At 70.8% G+C, this 17,319-nt stretch carries 16 protein-coding genes; 11 read left to right on the top strand and 5 right to left on the bottom strand.

Translation table 11 applies throughout. The features are described from left to right. Positions 1-134: 134 nt before the first annotated feature. The 5 genes from ACIBO1_RS24330 to ACIBO1_RS24310 form a co-directional block, all read right to left on the bottom strand. Positions 135-1,922 (bottom strand): caspase family protein, encoded by a 1,788-nt coding sequence (locus tag ACIBO1_RS24330; RefSeq protein WP_396750315.1) that lies wholly within the window; start codon positions 1,920-1,922, stop codon positions 135-137. Continuing rightward, positions 1,919-2,308, bottom strand: coding sequence for a hypothetical protein (locus ACIBO1_RS24325; RefSeq protein ID WP_396750313.1), 390 nt, complete (start codon positions 2,306-2,308; stop codon positions 1,919-1,921). Before ACIBO1_RS24325 ends, ACIBO1_RS24330 begins: the two co-directional genes overlap by 4 nt. A gap of 90 nt (positions 2,309-2,398) precedes the next feature. Beyond that, a complete protein-coding gene (locus tag ACIBO1_RS24320; RefSeq protein WP_396750311.1) occupies positions 2,399-3,889 on the bottom strand; it encodes a CoA-acylating methylmalonate-semialdehyde dehydrogenase in 1,491 nt (496 codons plus the stop codon). Between the two features lie 63 nt (positions 3,890-3,952). Further along, a complete protein-coding gene (locus ACIBO1_RS24315; protein WP_396750309.1) occupies positions 3,953-4,399 on the bottom strand; it encodes a dimethylsulfonioproprionate lyase family protein in 447 nt (148 codons plus the stop codon). Beyond that, on the bottom strand, positions 4,396-5,184 hold the full coding sequence (locus tag ACIBO1_RS24310) for a cupin domain-containing protein (protein ID WP_396750307.1): 789 nt from the start codon (positions 5,182-5,184) through the stop codon (positions 4,396-4,398). Before ACIBO1_RS24310 ends, ACIBO1_RS24315 begins: the two co-directional genes overlap by 4 nt. 355 nt (positions 5,185-5,539) lie before the next feature. Here ACIBO1_RS24310 and ACIBO1_RS24305 point away from each other — a divergent pair, with 355 nt between their 5' ends. The 11 genes from ACIBO1_RS24305 (at position 5,540) to ACIBO1_RS24255 (ending at position 17,318) form a co-directional block, all read left to right on the top strand. Further along, a complete protein-coding gene (locus tag ACIBO1_RS24305; RefSeq protein ID WP_396750305.1) occupies positions 5,540-7,153 on the top strand; it encodes an ABC transporter substrate-binding protein in 1,614 nt (537 codons plus the stop codon). Between the two features lie 115 nt (positions 7,154-7,268). Then, positions 7,269-9,329, top strand: a complete 2,061-nt coding sequence (locus ACIBO1_RS24300; RefSeq protein ID WP_396750303.1) for a hydantoinase/oxoprolinase family protein — start codon at positions 7,269-7,271, stop codon at positions 9,327-9,329. Next, positions 9,326-11,332 (top strand): hydantoinase B/oxoprolinase family protein, encoded by a 2,007-nt coding sequence (locus ACIBO1_RS24295; RefSeq protein WP_396750301.1) that lies wholly within the window; start codon positions 9,326-9,328, stop codon positions 11,330-11,332. The genes ACIBO1_RS24300 and ACIBO1_RS24295 overlap by 4 nt, the downstream gene beginning before the upstream one ends. Positions 11,333-11,410: 78 nt before the next feature. Further along, on the top strand, positions 11,411-11,710 hold the full coding sequence (gene eutM / locus ACIBO1_RS24290; RefSeq protein WP_117230296.1) for an ethanolamine utilization microcompartment protein EutM: 300 nt from the start codon (positions 11,411-11,413) through the stop codon (positions 11,708-11,710). 35 nt (positions 11,711-11,745) lie between these two features. Further along, positions 11,746-12,513: a hypothetical protein gene (locus ACIBO1_RS24285; protein ID WP_396750299.1), complete on the top strand. Its 768-nt coding sequence runs from the start codon at positions 11,746-11,748 to the stop codon at positions 12,511-12,513. Further along, positions 12,510-13,667 (top strand): methyltransferase domain-containing protein, encoded by a 1,158-nt coding sequence (locus ACIBO1_RS24280; RefSeq protein WP_396750297.1) that lies wholly within the window; start codon positions 12,510-12,512, stop codon positions 13,665-13,667. Before ACIBO1_RS24285 ends, ACIBO1_RS24280 begins: the two co-directional genes overlap by 4 nt. Before the next feature lies 1 nt (position 13,668). Continuing rightward, entirely contained in the window at positions 13,669-14,298 is a 630-nt protein-coding gene (locus tag ACIBO1_RS24275) for a hypothetical protein (protein ID WP_350698211.1), read from the top strand. A gap of 19 nt (positions 14,299-14,317) precedes the next feature. Then, positions 14,318-14,605 (top strand): EutN/CcmL family microcompartment protein, encoded by a 288-nt coding sequence (locus tag ACIBO1_RS24270; RefSeq protein ID WP_396694295.1) that lies wholly within the window; start codon positions 14,318-14,320, stop codon positions 14,603-14,605. Position 14,606: 1 nt separating this feature from the next. Continuing rightward, on the top strand, positions 14,607-15,116 hold the full coding sequence (locus ACIBO1_RS24265) for a BMC domain-containing protein (protein ID WP_396750295.1): 510 nt from the start codon (positions 14,607-14,609) through the stop codon (positions 15,114-15,116). Position 15,117: 1 nt separating this feature from the next. After that, complete coding sequence (locus ACIBO1_RS24260) at positions 15,118-15,906, top strand: alpha/beta fold hydrolase (protein WP_396750293.1); 789 nt, start codon at positions 15,118-15,120, stop codon at positions 15,904-15,906. Further along, positions 15,903-17,318 carry an FAD-dependent oxidoreductase gene (locus ACIBO1_RS24255; RefSeq protein ID WP_396750291.1) on the top strand — a complete coding sequence of 472 codons (1,416 nt, stop codon included), beginning with the start codon at positions 15,903-15,905 and terminating at the stop codon, positions 17,316-17,318. Before ACIBO1_RS24260 ends, ACIBO1_RS24255 begins: the two co-directional genes overlap by 4 nt. Position 17,319: the final 1 nt, after the last annotated feature.

The following is a 17,319-nucleotide window of genomic DNA, read 5'->3' as shown; positions in this document are numbered from 1 at the left end:
GACACCGATGGTGTCCGAGGCGTTCCAGCGGCCTTTCGTGCGACTCCTGTAGTGATGTGCGTCTCTTAATGGTAGGTGTCGGGCGGCGATCCCCAGTACCGCCGCCGGGACGACTGTCCAAAGGGCGACAGCTTTTACCGCGCCAGTCGTGGTGGAACACCGAGCGCGGTGACCGGAGGTGGAAGTTCCGTGCGCTGAAGAGCCTCGACAGCCAGCACCGCCGACCGGATCACCTCGATCATCAGGGTCTCTCGCATCGTTGACTCTGGGCTGGCGACGGTCTCCGTGCCCATGAGCAACGCCAGGGCGTCCATGCGGAGTCGCCGGGCCCAAGCGGTCAGCGATTCCCGCTCCGTGTGCACCCGCCGATGGCCGGCGTCGAGCCGCTCGCGAGGCGTGGCCGTACGCGGTGGCGACTGCGCAGTGGGCGGCTCCTCCCAGGCGGTGGGAACCGTCCGGGCGAGTGCGGCGAGCCGGTCGCGCTCCCGAGCGAGGGTGTCGAGCCGCCGATCGAGCTCGCTCGCCGCGTCGAGCACAGCCTGCTCGATGTCCAGCCCGACGGCCGCGAAGTCGTCCACGATTCCCGGATCGAGGCGCAGGGCGAGGCTGAGGGGTGCCCTTTCCTGGTGCAGAAGCCCCCGGTAGGCAAGGAGTTGGGGACAGAACGGAACTCGGTTTAGGCCCGTGACCAGAAGGTCGTCGGCCCGGGGGCTGCCAGCCGCCGCGAAGGTGACCGCGCCGAGCAGCGCGGCTGCGGCGCATAGCCCAGCCGAGTCGACCGTCGACGGAGAGCCCGTGCCCTGGTCGCGGCTGCCCAGCCCGGCGGCGAGCCGATCGGCGGCCCGTTCAAACGCCTCACCCGCGTCGCCCCACTGTTCCTCGGCGGCGTGACAGACCGCTCGTCCCCACCAGGCCGATCCACCCCCGGAATGCCGTACCGCCTCCGCGAAACGCACCTGCGCGACGGCCCATTCCCCGTTGCGCAACAACCCCCAGCCATATCGCTCGGCCGACGTACGCGCCTGGACGCTGAGCAGCCGGTCCACCGCCGGCGTGACCGCGAACCGCCAGTCCAGCAGCGCGGCGTCCCAGGGGGAGCGGCAGTCCGCCCGGGTCGGCACGCCCGAACCGGTCGGCTCCTGCTCAGGCGGGACGGTGGGCGGGCGATGCGCCACGATCAGGCTTCCGCGTACCCAGTTCCACTGGCCGGGAGTCTGCGGCACACCGGCGGCGACCACCCGACGGTAGACGTACTGGTAAAGGTCGTCGAAGGAGACCCGCCCATCGCCGTCCAGGTCGGCGCCGCCACTGCGCAGGCCTTCGATCAGGGCCGCCGCGAACACCGAGTGCGCCACCTCGGCCGTCAACGCCACCGGCTCCGCGGAGCTGTCCAATGCGTACTCCTCGGCCTGGCTGGCGGTGATGATGCCGAGGCCCTGGCCGTCATCGTCACCGAACAAGCCGGCGATGTTGACGGTGTGGTCGTCCACGCCACGATGGATCATCGTCCGGGAGACGGCACCGCTGAAGCAGCAGTCGAGAATCAGGATCTTCCGGCGGGAAGGTGAGCGGTTGATCAGCCGGCTGAGGAGATCTGCGGGCAGTGCGCTCACCATCAGATCATCGAGATCCGTGTCTCGCGCCGCCAGGTGGAGTTGCCCGTCGTCCTTGTAGCCGTGACAGGCGAAGTGCAGCAGGAGGGTGTCGGACCGGCTGGCGGTCCGCAGAAACCGGGACACCGCACGCCTGACCTCCGCGTCAGACCGATTGATCAGCGGCGGCTCGACCTCATACGCGCCGATCCGCGGATCGGCGAGGACAGCAGCCAACTCGTCCACGTCATGCACGGGTGAGCGCAACCGCCTCAGCCGGGGGTCCGCGTACTCGGCGCACGCTACGAGCAGGGCTCGCCGCGCGGTCACGACGACGGGCGGCGGTCGATCCAATCGGTCACCAGCGCCTGCACGTCCTGCTCGGACAACCCTGTCAGCTCGATGCGGGAGCCATCCGCCCGGACCGCCTTGACGGTGCGCCCAGCCCCACGTCCGACCCAGTCGCGCAGGATGCGTACCACCGCGAGCAGGTCCGGCAGGACCGGCAGCACCGCCACGCAGACTGCACCGACGGCGGCGAGATCGACGCCCCGCGTACCGTCGGGGGCTGGGGCCGTGGGCGCTGGCAGCACGGTCCCCAGGCTCCACAACTCCTGGTTGAGGTTGCTCAACTCACGCTCGAGGTCCGACGGATCCTCCTGGGGGCCAGCGCCCAGAAAGGCCGTCACCACCACGTCGTCGACAGCGTCCGCCACGTCGCCTCCTGCCGTACCGGTCCACCCGTACCTGACTGGGTCTCCAGCATGACCATCGATGTCAATTCGGCGGGTAGGTCCCTGTTCCGGTCAGGTGGCGGTGGGGAAGTGGAAGTCCGGACGGGCCGTCGGGGTGGTGCCCGGCCACCTGCTGGTGACGACCTTGCCGCGCGTGTAGAACGCCACGCCCTCCTGGCCGTGGATGTGGGTGTCGCCGAAGAGTGACGCCTTCCAGCCGCCGAAGGAGTGGTAGGCCATAGGCACCGGCAGCGGGACGTTCACCCCGACCATGCCGACCGAAACGGTACGCACGAAGCGGCGGGCCGCCGCTCCGGCGGAGGTGAACAGGGCGGTGCCGTTGCCGTACGGGTTGGCGTTGATGATCCTGATCGCCTCGTCCAGGCTCTCGGCCCGCAGCACCACCAGGACCGGTCCGAAGATTTCCTGCTGGTACGCGTCCATGTCGGGAGTGACCCGGTCCAGCAGGCACGGGCCGACGAAGTATCCGTCGTCGTGGCCGTCCACCCGCAGGTCCCGACCGTCGACGACCACTGTGGCGCCGGCCTTCTGCGCACCGTCCACGGAGGTGATGACGCGGTCGCGTGCCTCGTCGGTGACCACCGGACCCATCTGGGACGACTCCTGGTCGCCGGGGCCCACCACGATCGCCGTGGCCTCCCGCCGGAGCAAGTCGACCAGCTCGTCCCCGGCGGCGCCGACCGCGACCACGGCGGAGATCGCCATGCAGCGTTGTCCGGCCGACCCGTACGCCGCGGAGGTGATCTGCCGTGCCGCCTCGGCCAGGTCGGCGTCGGGCAGCACCACGGCGTGGTTCTTCGCCCCGCCCAACGCCTGCACCCGTTTGCCGGAGGCGGCGGCGCGCTGGTGCACGTGCCGGGCGACCGGGGTGGAGCCGACGAACGACACCGCCGCGACGTCCGGGTGGTCGAGCAGCGCGTTGACCGCCTCCTTGCCGCCGTGCACCACGTTGAGGACACCGTCGGGCAGGCCCGCGTCGGCGTAGAGCTGCGCGACCAGGTTCGACGCGGACGGGTCGCGTTCGCTGGGCTTGAGCACGAAGGTGTTGCCGCAGGCGATGGCGATGGGGTGCATCCACATCGGCACCATCACCGGGAAGTTGAACGGGGTGATGCCGGCGCAGACCCCGAGCGGCGCGCGCAGCGAGTACGAGTCGACACCGGTGGAGACCTGGTCGGAGTAGGCGCCCTTGAGCAGCTGCGGGATGCCGCAGGCGAACTCGACGACCTCTCGGCCCCGGATCACCTCACCGCGCGCGTCCTCGACGGTCTTGCCGTGTTCCGCGGTGACCAGCTTCGCCAACTCGTCCTCGTGCCGTTCGACCAGGTCACGGAAGCGGAAGAGGACCTTGGCGCGCTGGGACAGGGACACGTCGCCCCACGACTCGAAGGCCCGGGCCGCCGCCGCGACGGCCTGGTCGATCTCGGGCTGGGCACCGATCGCGACCTGTGCCTGGGGCCGGCCGGTCGCGGGCTGGTACACGGTCGCGTACCCGCTGCCGGCGACGGACGCCCCGCCGATCCAATGTTCGATGCTGCGCACCCTCGTCTCCTTCGTCGATCCACGATTGCGTCGATGTGCGGTGGGTCCGGGCCCGATACCGGCCTAGAGCCACCTGGTGCCGATTCCCCGCAGGTCAGGGGTGCTGAAGGAGTACACGAGCTCCATGCCGTCGGCGCTGCCGGTCTCGATCGCGTGGGCGACGCCGGCGGGGATGTACATCGCGGTGCCCGGTCCCGCCTCGAACTCCTCGTCGGCCAGGGTGAACCGGGCCGTACCGGCCAGCACGTAGTAGAACTCGGCCGAGTCGGCGTGCAGGTGCAGCGGGTGGCTCATCCCGGGTTCCATGCGGTAGACGCCGGTCAGAAACTCGCACTCCGGATCGCCGGTGGTGTCCCGGTCGACGAGACGGTGCACCAGTCCCTCGTCGTCCGGGTTGTGGTTGAGGGCGGAGATCAGCTCGTACTCCAGCTCGTCGCGGCGCACGACGAACGGCGGGCGTGGCGTCCCCGGTGTGCTGCGGCGGTGACCGTCGTGGGGTAACCGGGTCACCGTTCGGCGTCCACGCTGGTGGCGCCGAGGGGGATCTGTGGGCTGGTCAGGGGCCCGTGGTGCTTGGAGAGGCAGATGGCCTCCCAGCCGGTGACCACGCCGTGGATGACGCCGGGCTCCCAGCACAGGTACTCACCGGCGTGGTACACGTGCTCCGGGTCGGTGGCGCACCAGCCGCCGAGGAAGAAGATCTCCTCGGTGCTGTGGTGGAACTCCAGGGCGGTCTTGGCGAACCTCCGGGGCAGGACGAACAGGATGGTGTCCTTGCCGCTCTCCTCGACCTTGCGCAGCCGGATGCACTGGGTGGGGACCTCGAGGTCGCCGTGGCTGCTGGTGTCGGTGACCCCCGCGAACGCCTCGCGCACCGGTCGCCAGTTGGCCTGGTCGAAGATGTCGACGGTCTCGCCGAGCGGTGTCGACGGTGCCGGTGGTGCGTCCGTGCGGACCTCGAAGGGGGAGTCGGTCCAGAAGATCAACGTGGCGCCGTGCTCCGACGAGATCGGGCCGAGTTCGGTGCCGGAGGGCAGGAAGAGGTAGTGCCCGGGGCGGCACTGGCGTCCGGCGATTGTCAGGTCGCCGTCGCGGACCAGAAGTTCGAGGTCGGCGCCGTTCCAGTGCTCCGGCATGTGCCAGCCGGGTGGGACGTCGACGACAAGCGTCTGCGCTCCGGTCTCCGGATCGGCGTTGATCTGGCGGGTGAGAAGTCCGAAGGGCAGGCCCGCTGCCCGCCACACGCGCTGCGGCACCTGATCGATGATGACCCGTCGCTTGCCGGCATGAGTCACGGTGTCCTCCTTCAGTTGACGCAGGATTGTATGTAATCCGTGGGGGGTCGTCTAGGTCCGCGAGTGGCACTCGCAATGACTCCGCAGCTAGTAGCTCTGGGCTCAGTGCGGCGCTAGGGTGTCGCAAAGTCCATGTATGCAAAGCCTGGCAGGGGCGTGCGTGCTCCGGTGCGTGCGGGTGTCTGCCCTGCTGACCGCCGGGTGCCCGCTCCTGGCCCGTCGGGGTGACCCCGATCTGGCGGAACGAAGCCTTGACAGCCGGCAACCTGTATACAAACATCGCATCCTGTGATCCGCTTCACCAAGTCAAGCACGCCTGATATAGCAACCTTGCACACAATGTGGAGGTGTCGGCATGGGAACGACTTCCGTTCGGATGCGGGCCGTGGCGGCGCTCGCCGTGACGAGCCTGGCTGTCGCGGGCTGTAGTGGAAACGACGGCGATGACGCCGACGCCGGCACCAGCCAGGCGTTGACCGTCGCCGCGCCCGGAGTGGTCTCCAGCCTCGACTCCGAGCGCTACCAGGGCTTCATCTCGATCGACCTGCTACCCAACATCTCCGGGACCCTCGTGCGCTTCACCAAGCCCGAGGCCGGCGCGACGACCCTGCAGACCCCGGACCAGATCGAGCCCGAGCTCGCCGAGTCCTGGGAACTCAGCGACGACCGCAAGCAGATGACCTTCACCCTCCGCGAGGCCAAGAGCCAGTTCGGCAACGCCCTCACCGCCGAGGACGTGAAGTGGTCCGTGGACCGCATGGTCAACAGCGAAGGCGTACCGATCGCCAAGATCCTCATGGGCATCGGCGGATGGGACATCGAGAACCCGGTCACCGTCACCGACGACCGGACCGTCACGATCAACGTCGCCCAGCCGAACGCGGTCAGCGTCTCGATCCTGAGCACCTTCTTCATGACGATCTACGACTCCGTCGAGGCCAAGAAGCACGCCACCACCGACGACCCGTACGCCTACAAGTGGCTGGGCGAGAACACCGCCACCTTCGGCCCGTACGAGGTGCGTTCGTTCGACCCGGGCAAGGAAGTCCGGCTCACCGCCAACAAGAACTACTTCCGGGGTACGCCCACGGTGACCGACGTGGTGGTGCGTGCCGTCGCCGACACCTCCAACCGGCTCCAACTGGCCCAGAGCGGCCAGGTCGACGTCGCCAGCGCGCTCACCTTCGACCAGCTCTCCTCGCTGGAGAACAGCGACGGCGTCCGGCTCGAACGGGTGCTCTATCCCAACATCGACGTGCTGGTGCCGAACCTGAAGGCCGAGCCCTTCGACGACAAGCGGGTCCGCGAGGCCATCTCCTACGCCGTCGACCGCGCCGCGATCGTCGAATCCGCCTACCAGGGCTACTCCACCGCGTCGAGCGACTTCATCCACGACGACTTCGGTGCCCCGGCGGCGGCGCAGCCCCTCACCCACAACATCGACCGGGCCAAGCAACTGCTGGCCGAGGCCGGCCTGCCCAACGGCTTCCCGATGGAACTGGCCTACAACGCGGCCAACGTCGGCGCGCACAGCGAACAGGTGGCCGTCCTGCTGCGGTCGCAACTGGCCAAGGTCGGCATCGAGGTCAAACTGAACAACGTCGCCTCGGGTGCGGACTTCGACGCCGCCAAGCGCGAGGGCAAGCTGCAGAGCTGGCTGGCCACCAGCACCCCGCTGGTGCCCGACCCCGCCTACTACCTGCAGGTCTTCTACTCCACCGGCGGACTGACCAACCTGCAGAACTACAGCTCCTCGACCGTCGACGGGCTGTCCCGGCAGATCCTCGAAACCCAGCCGGGGCCCGAACGGGAGGCGTTGGTCAAGCAGGTCAACGACTTCATGGTGGGGGACATGCCGGCCATTCCGCTGGTCGACTCCCAGAAGTTCTACGCCTTCCGCGACGGCGTGACCGGCTTCGTCAGCTACTCCCAGGGCCACGTCAACTACTACGACATCTCCGTCTCCTGACCCGGCCGGCGTCCCCGGTGCACACGCCGGGGACGCCGACCGGCGGGGCCCACGGTCGGACCCGCCGGCGACGACGTTCCGAGACAGCTGACGTACCCGAGAAAGCAGGTCGTTGATGTACCGACTTGGAGTCGACGTCGGTGGCACGTTCACGGACGTCCTTCTGATCGAGGAGGCGACCGGCCGGACCCGCCGCACGAAGGTGCCCTCCACGCCGCAGGACCAGTCCGTCGGCGTCGTCGAGGGCGTGACCCGGGTCCTCGCCGACGCCACCGCCCGCGCGGCCGACATCCGCCAGTTCCTGCACGGCACGACCGTGGCCACCAACGCCGTCCTCGAACGCCGAGGCGCCCGGGTCGGCCTGATCGTGACCGTCGGCTACCGGCAGGTCCTGCACATCGCCAGGTCGTTCGTGCCCGGCGGACTCGGCGGCTGGATCGTCTGGGACCGACCCGCCGAACTGGTCGCACTCGAAGACGTCCGCGAGGTCCGGGGCCGACTGGACGCCCGGGGCACCGAGATCGACCCGCTGGACGAGACGGCCGTGCGGGCCGCCGTCCGCGACCTGGTCGACCGGGGCGTGGACGCGCTGGCCATCGGCTTCGTCAACTCCTACGCCAACCCCGCCCACGAGCAGCGGGCCGCCGAGATCGCCGCCTCCGAGGCACCCGGCGTACCGGTCTCCACCTCCGCCGGTGTCCTACCGGAACTGGGCGAGTACGAACGCACTCTCACCACCGTCGCCAACGCCTACGTCCGCCCCGGTGTCGGCGCCTACCTGCGCAACCTGAGCAGCAAACTGGTCGCCGAAGGACTGGTCGGCGACCGTCGGGTGCTGCGCTCCGACGGCGGACTGATGACCTTCGAACGGGCCGAGGACATCCCGGTCAGCCTGTTGATGAGCGGACCGGCCGGCGGCGTCGCCGCAGCGGTGGCCCTGGGACCGGCCGCCGGCTTCCGTGACCTGCTCACCCTGGACATGGGCGGCACCTCCACCGACGTCGCCCTGATCGAGGACGGCACCCCGGTCATCCGACGCGAGACGACCGTGGCCGACCTCGCCGTCCGCTCGCCCTCGATCGACGTGCAGACCGTCGGCGCCGGCGGCGGCTCCATCGCCCACGTCCCCGACCTGACCGGCGCGCTCCGGGTCGGCCCGGCCAGCGCCGGTGCCCTGCCCGGCCCGGCCACCTACGGTCGCGGCGGCGTCCTGCCCACGGTCACCGACGCCAACGTCGTGCTGGGCTACCTGCCGCACGCGCTGCTCGGCGGCGCGATGCCCCTCGACGTGGAGAAGGCCCGCACCGCCGTCGGCACCGTGGCGACCAAACTCGGCGTGACGGTCGAAGCCGCCGCCGCCGCGATCATCGACATCGTCAACGAGAACATGCTCGGCGCCCTGCGACTGGTCTCGGTGCAACGCGGTTACGACCCGAGACGCTTCGCCCTGTTCGGGTTCGGCGGCGCGGGCCCTCTGCACGCCAACGCCCTGGCCAAACTCCTCGGCTCGTGGCCGGTGGTGATCCCGCAGTCCCCAGGGGTGCTCTGCGCCTACGGAGACGCCTCCACCGGTGTCCGCGCCGAGGCGAACAAGTCACTGGTCCGCCCGCTCGACGACCTCGACGAGGCGCTGCTGCGCCGCGAGTTCAGCGACCTGGCCACCCAGATCGACACCGAGTTCGACCGGGCCGAGGTACCCGCCGACGCCCGCACGGTCCGCTTCGAGGCCGACGTGCGCTACCACGGGCAGGGCTTCGAGGTCCCCGTCAGCGTCCCGGCAGCCGGCCAGGGGCCGCTGATCCCCACGCTGCGCGACGGCTTCGACGAGGCCCACCGACGCCTGTTCGGCTTCGCCCTCGACGAACAGCACGAGATCGTCAACATCCGCGCGGTGGGGGTCTCCGACGCCGAACGGATCCGACCCGTCGAGATCGAGTCGGGCGACCACGACGCCTCCCGCGCGGTCATCGGCGGCCAGCGCGTGTACGTCGACGGCGGCTGGCAGGAAGCGGCCCTCTACGACCGCACCGCCCTGCGCGCCGGCGACGAACTGCACGGTCCCGCGATCGTGGTCGAGATGGATTCCACCAGCCTGGTCCTGCCGGGCTGCGTCGCACGCGTCGACAGGCTGGGCAACCTGCTCATCCTGCCCGCTGAGGAGAGGGGGCCCCGATGAGTGCCGTCATCGTCGAGACGACCCGGTCGCCGCGTCCGGTGGAGGTCGAGACCGCCGTGCTCGACATCGTCGAGAACGCGCTGCGCAACGCCCGGTTCGAGATGGACGCGGTCGTCCTGCGCACCGCGATGTCCCCGGGCATCCGGGAACAGAACGACGCCTTCCCGCTGATCGCCGACCGCAAGGGTCGGATGGTCGCCGGACAGTTCGGCTCCTTCATCGACGGCTTCCTCTCCGGCTACGACGGCACGGTGGAGGAGGGCGACGTCTTCTTCACCTCCGACCCGTACGCCTGCGACGGCGCGATCAGCCACGCCAACGACTGGCTGGTGCTGCTGCCGATCTACGCCGACGGCACGCTGGTCGGTTGGGCGGCGATGTTCGGCCACATGAGCGACGTCGGCGGCAAGGTCCCGGGAAGCCTCCCGACCGACGCGGTGTCCATCTACGAAGAGGGCGTCATCGTCCCGCCGGTGAAACTGGTCCGCGGCGGCACGCTCGACCAGCAACTCCTGGACACGGTCCTCAACCAGGTGCGCCTGCCCAACTGGAACCGGGCCGACCTCAACGCGGTCCTGGCGTCCTGCCGGACCGCCGAGACCCGGGTCCGGGAACTGTGCGAGCGCTTCGGCCTGGACACCTACCTGGCGACGCTGGACCTGCTGCTGGAACGCAACCGGCAGGCCATGGCGAAGCTGTTCCGGCAGGTCGTGCCCGAGCAGCCGGTCACCTTCGAGGACTACATCGACGACGATGGGCGCGGCAGCGGGCCGTTCCGGATCCGGTGCACGCTCTGGCGCGACGGCGACCGGGTGGTGCTGGACTTCACCGGCACCAGCGACCAGGCCGAGGGCTCGATCAACTTCCTGTTGAACGAGAACGTGCTGCGGATGTTCTTCGGCGTGTACACCATCATGGCCGTCGACCCGTTGATCATGTTCAACGACGGGTTCTATCCGCTGGTCGACGTCCGCATCCCCGAGGGCAGCCTGCTCAAGCCCCGACGCCCGGCGGCACTGTCCTGCCGGACGCACGCCCTGGGCCGGCTCTTCGACGTCCTGGCCGGACTGCTGGGCCAGTGCCAGCCGGACTTCCTCTGCGCGGCCGGCTTCTCGTCCAGCCCGCATCTGATGTACTCCGGCCTGGACCGCTCCGGCACCTGGTTCCAGCTCTACCAGATCGGCTTCGGCGGGGTACCCGCCCGACCGATCGGCGACGGCTTCGACGGCCACTCGATGTGGCCCTCGTTCACCAACGTGCCGAACGAATACCTGGAGGCGTACTACCCGCTGCGCATCGAGTCCTACGAGTCGATTCCCGACTCCGGCGGCGCCGGCCGCCACCGCGGCGGCAACGGCATCCGGGTGGGCTACCGGTTCCTCGAACCGGGCGAGGTCTCCATCCACGACGACCGCTGGTTCACCAAACCCTGGGGCGTGCTGGGCGGCGAGCCGGGACAACGCGGCACGAAGATCCTCGAACGGTCCGACGGATCGCAGCAGACCGTGCCGGCCAAGTGCGACCACGTCGGCGTGCGCCCCGGCGACCTGCTGCACTTCGTCACCTGGGGCGGCGGCGGGTGGGGCGACCCGCTGGAACGCGACCCGGACCAGGTGCGCCACGACGTCGAACGGGGACTGGTCACCGTCGAGGGCGCCCGCCGCTACGGGGTGGTCCTGGTCGGCGACCGCGTCGACGACGACCAGACCCGCCGACTCCGCGCCGAGATCGCCGCGAACCGGTCGGCGCTGCCCCGGTTCCACCGCGGCGGCACGGTCGATGAACTGCGGGCCCGGTGCCGGGCCGAGACCGGCCTGGAACCGCCCCGCGACCCGGCACCCACCCGCGTCCCGGCGCAGGCCACCGGCGGCACCGGACCCGGCAGCACATCGTCGGCGGCGCTCGGCGCTCAACGGGCGACCGACGCACGTCCGCAGACGACCCCCCGCACCCCGCTGGAGGTGCTCGTGCACCGGATCGCCCGGCAGGTGACCGGGCGATGAGCCGGACCAGCAAGGCCCACAACACCGGCGGACACCCGTCCGCCGACGAACTACCGGAGGAGAACTGTCATGGCTGACCTGCAGATGTCCGCGCTCGGAATGATCGAGACCCGTGGCCTGGTCGCGGCGATCGAAGCCGCCGACGCGATGGTCAAGGCCGCCACCGTCGTGCTGGTGGGCACCGAGTACGTCGGCGGTGGCCTGGTCACCGTGGTCGTACGCGGCGACGTCGGCGCGGTCAAGGCTGCCACGGACGCCGGGGCGGCCAGTGCCTCCCGGCTCGGTGAGGTGGTCTCCGTGCACGTCATCCCGCGCCCGCACGGCGAGGTCGAGGCGATCCTGCCGACCGGGGCCACCCGGGGCGGAACCAAGGCCTGAACAGGGCGCCGCGTGCTCGTCGAAGGAGTTGATACATGAGTCGGGTATGGACTGCGGTCGATATCGAAGACGTCGCCCGGTCGACCGGGCCGCGCGAAATCCTTCTGGGCGCGCGTGACCTGATCTCGCCGCACGCGGAGGACCTGGCCCGCAACCTGGGCATCGACGTCCGCAGAGCAGGACAGGACGCGCCACCGCCGACGCCCGTGCCACCGGCACCCACCGGCGGCACGGGCGCCGGATGCGGCGACGCCGACGACTGCTCGTGCGGCTGTACCGACGCCGAGGAACAGGCGGAACGGACTCTCCGTACCGTCGCCGCCGCCGTGCTGTCGGCGAACCCGGACGCGGACGCCTCGACGGTCGCCAACGAGACGCTCAAGGTGTTGGGGGCGTTCGGCGGACCCGGTGTGGGCCGTCCCGACCAGGCGCAGCCACTGCCCGGGCAGCCGCTGCCCAAGAAGGCGAAGGGTGCCCGCCCGCAGTTCTTCGCCGAACCGGGCATGGAGGCCCTCGTCTCGACCGTGGTGACCCTCTCCTCCGAGGTGTGGGTGCTGCGGGAACGGTTGACGACGCTGGAGCAACTCCTCGCCGACCGGCGGGTGGTCGAGCGCGGCGCCGTGGACGCGTACACGGTCTCCGGCGACGACGCACAGGCCCGCGACACCGAGGCGGCGGCGTTCGTCGCCCGGGTGCTGCGGGTCTTCTACGAGTGGCGCGAGGAGATCGTGCGGGAGGAGACCCCGGAGTCCTACCGGGAGGTCATCCGGCAGGCCTTCGCACAGGTGGGGGAGGGGAAATGACGCAGCAGGAGCACGGTGTCCTGCCCCGCGAGAACCACGACGAACTCGCGCGCGAGAACTTCGTCCGGGCACTGAAGTCGCACATCTCCACCGAGGTGACCCCCGGGGTCCGGGAGCTGTACGCACACCGCGTCGCCCCTCGCTACCAGCAGGAGATGGGCGTCGCGCCCCGGGACCGGGAAGCGGTCCGTCGGGCCATGGAACCGGAGCCGTACTACCAGCTCTGGAGTTCCGTGCGCCGGGCGAGCCAGGACCTGCTCTGGAACGTGGTGGCCGACAGCATCGCCCGGCAGTGGGACGACCTGGCCGCCCGCGCGCAGCGGGCCGAACGAGGGCTCGGCTCCCTCGAACTGGATCCCGCCTTCGAACTGCCCTGGTACTTCTGGGGCATCGACATCCACGCGATGCCCGGCGGCTACCGGGGCGAGTACGTGGCGGACGACCTCACCGCCGGCGCCCTCTACGACCGGGGAGTCTACGTCTACGCCATGGGCCAGATGGGCGCCCTCAACGACGACTACGGCCAGTCCGTGGTCAACAACTACCTCAAGCAGTCCCACCGGGACTTCCGCCCCAAGCGGATCCTGGAGATCGGCTGCGGGGTGGGCAACTCGACGCTGCCCTACGTCGACGCCTACCCGAACGCCGAGGTGCACGGCATCGACGTCGGCGCGGCCCTGCTGCGCTACGGCCACGCCCGCGCCGAGTCACTCGGCCGCACGGTGCACTTCTCCCAGCAGAACGCCGAGGCGACCTCGTTCCCGGACGGGCACTTCGACCTGATCGTCTCGCACATCGTGCTGCACGAGGTGCCGCCGGACGCGGTACGCGCCATCCTGCGCGAGTGCCACCGGTTGCTCGCCCCCGGCGGCATGATGATCCACGCGGACTTCCCCGGCTACGCCGGCCTCGACCCGCTGGTGCAGTTCCTCATCGACTGGGACACCTGGAACAACAACGAGCCGTTCTGGGGCCCGATGCGGGACATGGACCTCCTCCAGGCCGCCCGGGACGCCGGATTCACCGGCGACTGCTCGGAGCTGTCCTGCAAACGGGAGTGCGTCGAGGAGGTCAGCACGCCGACCGGTCGCGTCCTGCAGAGCGGCGAACGTCGGCGCAGCGGCACCCTCTCGCTGCTCGTGGGTCGGCGCTGACGTGGCCGGCAGCGAAGTCGAGCTGCGCACGTACGCCTTCGTCGACCGACTCCAGCCGCAGATGGCCGCCCTGCTCGGCAGCGTGATGTCCGGTGACCCGGTCGTCGAGGGGATGTCCCAGCTCTTTCTGGAGATATCCCCCGGCAGTGACGTCTACGCCCTGGTCGACGCGGCCGTCAAGGGCGCCGGGGTCCGGCCCGGCTCCCAGGTGGTCGAGCGCCAGTACGGCATGACGGAGCTGCACTCGATGTCGCAGGACGCCGTCCGCCAGGCCGGCCGCACCATCCTCGACCTGCTCGGGATGACCGAGGCCGACGCGCAGCCCGCAGAGCTGGTCTCGGCGAAGGTGGTCTCCAACATCGACGCCTACCAGGCGCAACTGGTCAACCGGTCGAAGAAGGGCTCCCTGCTGGTGGCCGGCGAGTCGATGCTGGTGGTGGAGTGCCAGCCGGCCGCCTACATCTCCGCCGTCGGCAACGAGGTGGAGAAGTCCGCGGACGTCAAGATCGTGGACGTACGGGGCGTCGGCCAGTTCGGGCGGTTGTGGGTCTCCGGACTGCACGCCGAGATCGAGTCGGCCCGGCAGGCCGTCCGGTTGGCCTTCGAGAAGACGCCCTGGTCCCGGCGCTAGAGGAACGAGGTGATCCGGCATGCGTATCGCCCGGGTGATCGGGTCGGTGGTCAGCACCGTCAAGGCCGAGACGCTGACCGGCGCCAAGCTGCTCGTCGTCACGCCCCTGGGTGAGGGGCACGCCGTGGAGCCGTACGTCGCCGTCGACACCGTCGGCGCGGGCCGGGGCGAGGTCGTCCTGGTCGCCTGCGGCAGCGCCGCACGACTGGCGGAACGGCAATCCAGCCAGGCGCCCGTGGACTCCACCATCGTCGCGATCGTCGACCGGTTGGAGACCGAGGCGTGGGTCAACTATGTGAAGGACTGACGTGGACCTGTGGAATGCGGGTGCGCTCGGCATGGTCGAGACGCGCGGACTGGCTGCCTCGATCGTCGCCGTCGACGTGATGGCCAAGGCGGCCGAGGTGACGGTGATCGGCGTCAGCCGCATCGGCGACGGCCTCGTCACGGTCTCCTTCATCGGCGACATGGCCTCGGTGACGGCGGCGGTGGACAGTGCCCGGCAAGCCGTCGCGGCGACCGGCGGCACGATCGTCGCGACCGTCCTCGGCCGTCCCGCCGTGCCGGCCCACCTCGTCCGGGACGCCCCGCCGACCGACCGGCATCCCCGCGAGGCCGAACGCCCCGACGGCGCCGGACCGGAACCCGACGTCACCGGCGGCGCTGACCGGCCGGACCCGGTCGGGGAGACCACCGGCGAGGCCGACCGCCCCGCGACGCCCGCACCCGGCGGTAGCCCGAAACGACGCTCGGCGCGGTCGACCGCCCCGAAGCGGCGGCCTCCGCCGCCCGCACCACCGACCGAGCGAGGGGAGTGACATGCGCGGATACGTGGGCCCGCCGGGGGCCCAGATCCACTACCGCAGCAGCGGCACCCGGGGACCGGCGCTCGTGCTGTTGCACGAGTCGCCGCAGGCCTCCAACGTCTTCGCGCCCGCCATGCCCGCGCTCGGCCGATCACTGCGCGCGTACGCCTTCGACACCCCCGGGTACGGGCAGTCCGACCCGCCGCCCGAGCCCCCGGACATCCCCGGCTACGCGCGCCTGCTGCTCGACGCCGTCGACGCGCTGGGCATCGACGAGTTCGCCGTCGCCGGACAGCACACCGGCGCCTCCCTGGCGCTGGCGGTCACCGACCTGGCCACGCCCGGCCGGGTCACCCACGCGATCCTGTCCGGCCTCGTGCTCGACCGGGCCGAACGCGAACAGTTGGGTGCCACCTGGGCGCCGGACAAGCCGATCGACCCGTCCGGTGAGCACCTGCGCGATCTCTGGGCGCGGTACCTGGACATTTGGGAACAGCCACCGGAGCTGGTCAACCTCGCGGTGGCCAACATCGCCTCGGTGTTCGAGCGGTACAACTGGGCCTACCGCGCCGCCTTCCGCTACGACCCCACCGAGCCGCTGCGCACCGCACCCTGCCCGGTGCTGCTGCTCACCGCGGCACGCGACATGCTGGTCCACTGCGACGACATCGCCCGGCTGATCCGCCCGGACGCGACGTCGATCCAACTGACCGACACCACCGGGCAACTGCCGTGGCGGGTGCCGGAGGAGTTCGCCGCCGCCGTGGTCTCCTTCGTCACCGGATCCGGGCGGACACCGTGACCAGCCACGCCGACGTCCTGGTGATCGGTGCCGGCACCGCAGGTCTGCCCTGCGCGATCGAGGCGGCCCGGGCCGGGCTCCGCGTCGACCTGGTCGACGTCGGCACCGACATCGGCGGCACCCTGCGGGTCTCCGCCGGGCACATGAGCGCCGCCGGCACCCGTCGGCAACGCGCCGCCGGCATCGACGACGACCCGGACCGGCACTTCGCCGACGTGCAGCGCATCGGGCACGGCCAGGGCGACCCCGCCCTGATCCGGCTGGCCGTCGACGAGGCACCCGGGGTGGTCGACTGGCTCGACGAGAACGGCTTCCCGTTCGCACCCGGCATGCCGGTGGTCTACCACGGGCACTCGCCGTACTCCCGACCCCGCACCTACTGGGGCGTCGACCGGGGGCGCTCGATCCGCGAGACGCTACGACCACTGCTCGCCGCGCAGGTGGACGCCGGTCGGGTCACCCTGCGGCTGCGCTCGCGCGCCCTGCACCTGAGCACCGAGGGTGGTGCCGTCACCGGCGCCGTCGTGCGTACCTCCGACGGTGACCGCGAGCTGCGCGCCGGTGTCACGGTGTTGGCCTCGGGCGGGTACGGGGCCAACCCGCAGGTCTTCTCCGCGGTGACCCCGGGCGCACCCCGCCTGGTGACCAACGCCGAGCCCACGTCCACCGGCGACGCGATGCAGATGGCCACGCCGTTGGGCGCCGCCGTCCGCTTCGCTGACCTGCACACCCCCCGCCTCGGCCTGCTCGAACGTCGCTCGACGCCGGGCCGGGTGGACTTCTGGTCCGAGGTGGCGCATCTGGCGCCCGCCGAACGCGCACCGCGGGAGATCTGGGTCAACGCCGACGGCGACCGGTTCGTGGCCGAGGATCTCGGCGACGTCACCCGCCACGAGCGGGCCGTGCAGAGCCAGCCGGACGCCGCGTTCTGGATCGTGTGCGACGACGCGGCCGTCGACGCCGGGGCACCCCTGGTGCCCGCGTGGGGGCCGGACGGGCTCCGCGCCCAGGCGCGGCAGGGGGACGTCGCCTGGGTCGCCGACGACCTCACCGACCTGGCCCGGCGGGCGGGCATCGATCCGGACGGCCTGCGGCGCACCGTGCGGGCGTACCACCTGGCGGTCGACCGGGGCGTCGATCCGCTCGGCCGACGGGCGCTGGGCCACCGCGTGGCCCGGCCGCCCTTCTACGCGGTGCGGTCGGCCGCCGCGCTGCTCTGCAGCTTCGGCGGCCTGGACGTCGATCCGGCCTTCCGGGTACGCCGCGACGACGGCGGGGTCATCGCCGGCCTGTACGCCGTCGGTGAGGCCATCGGCATGGGTGCCACCAGTGGCGCCGCGTTCTGCGGGGGAATGGCGGTGACCCCGGCGTTGGCGTTCGGGCGGCTGCTCGGTCGCCGGCTCGGCGGGTGAT

This window comes from Micromonospora sp. NPDC049903 (genome assembly GCF_044460945.1).
In the GTDB taxonomy this organism is placed as follows: domain Bacteria; phylum Actinomycetota; class Actinomycetes; order Mycobacteriales; family Micromonosporaceae; genus Micromonospora.
Note: the sequence above shows the minus strand (reverse complement) of the source record. Positions and strands in the feature narration are given on the sequence as shown.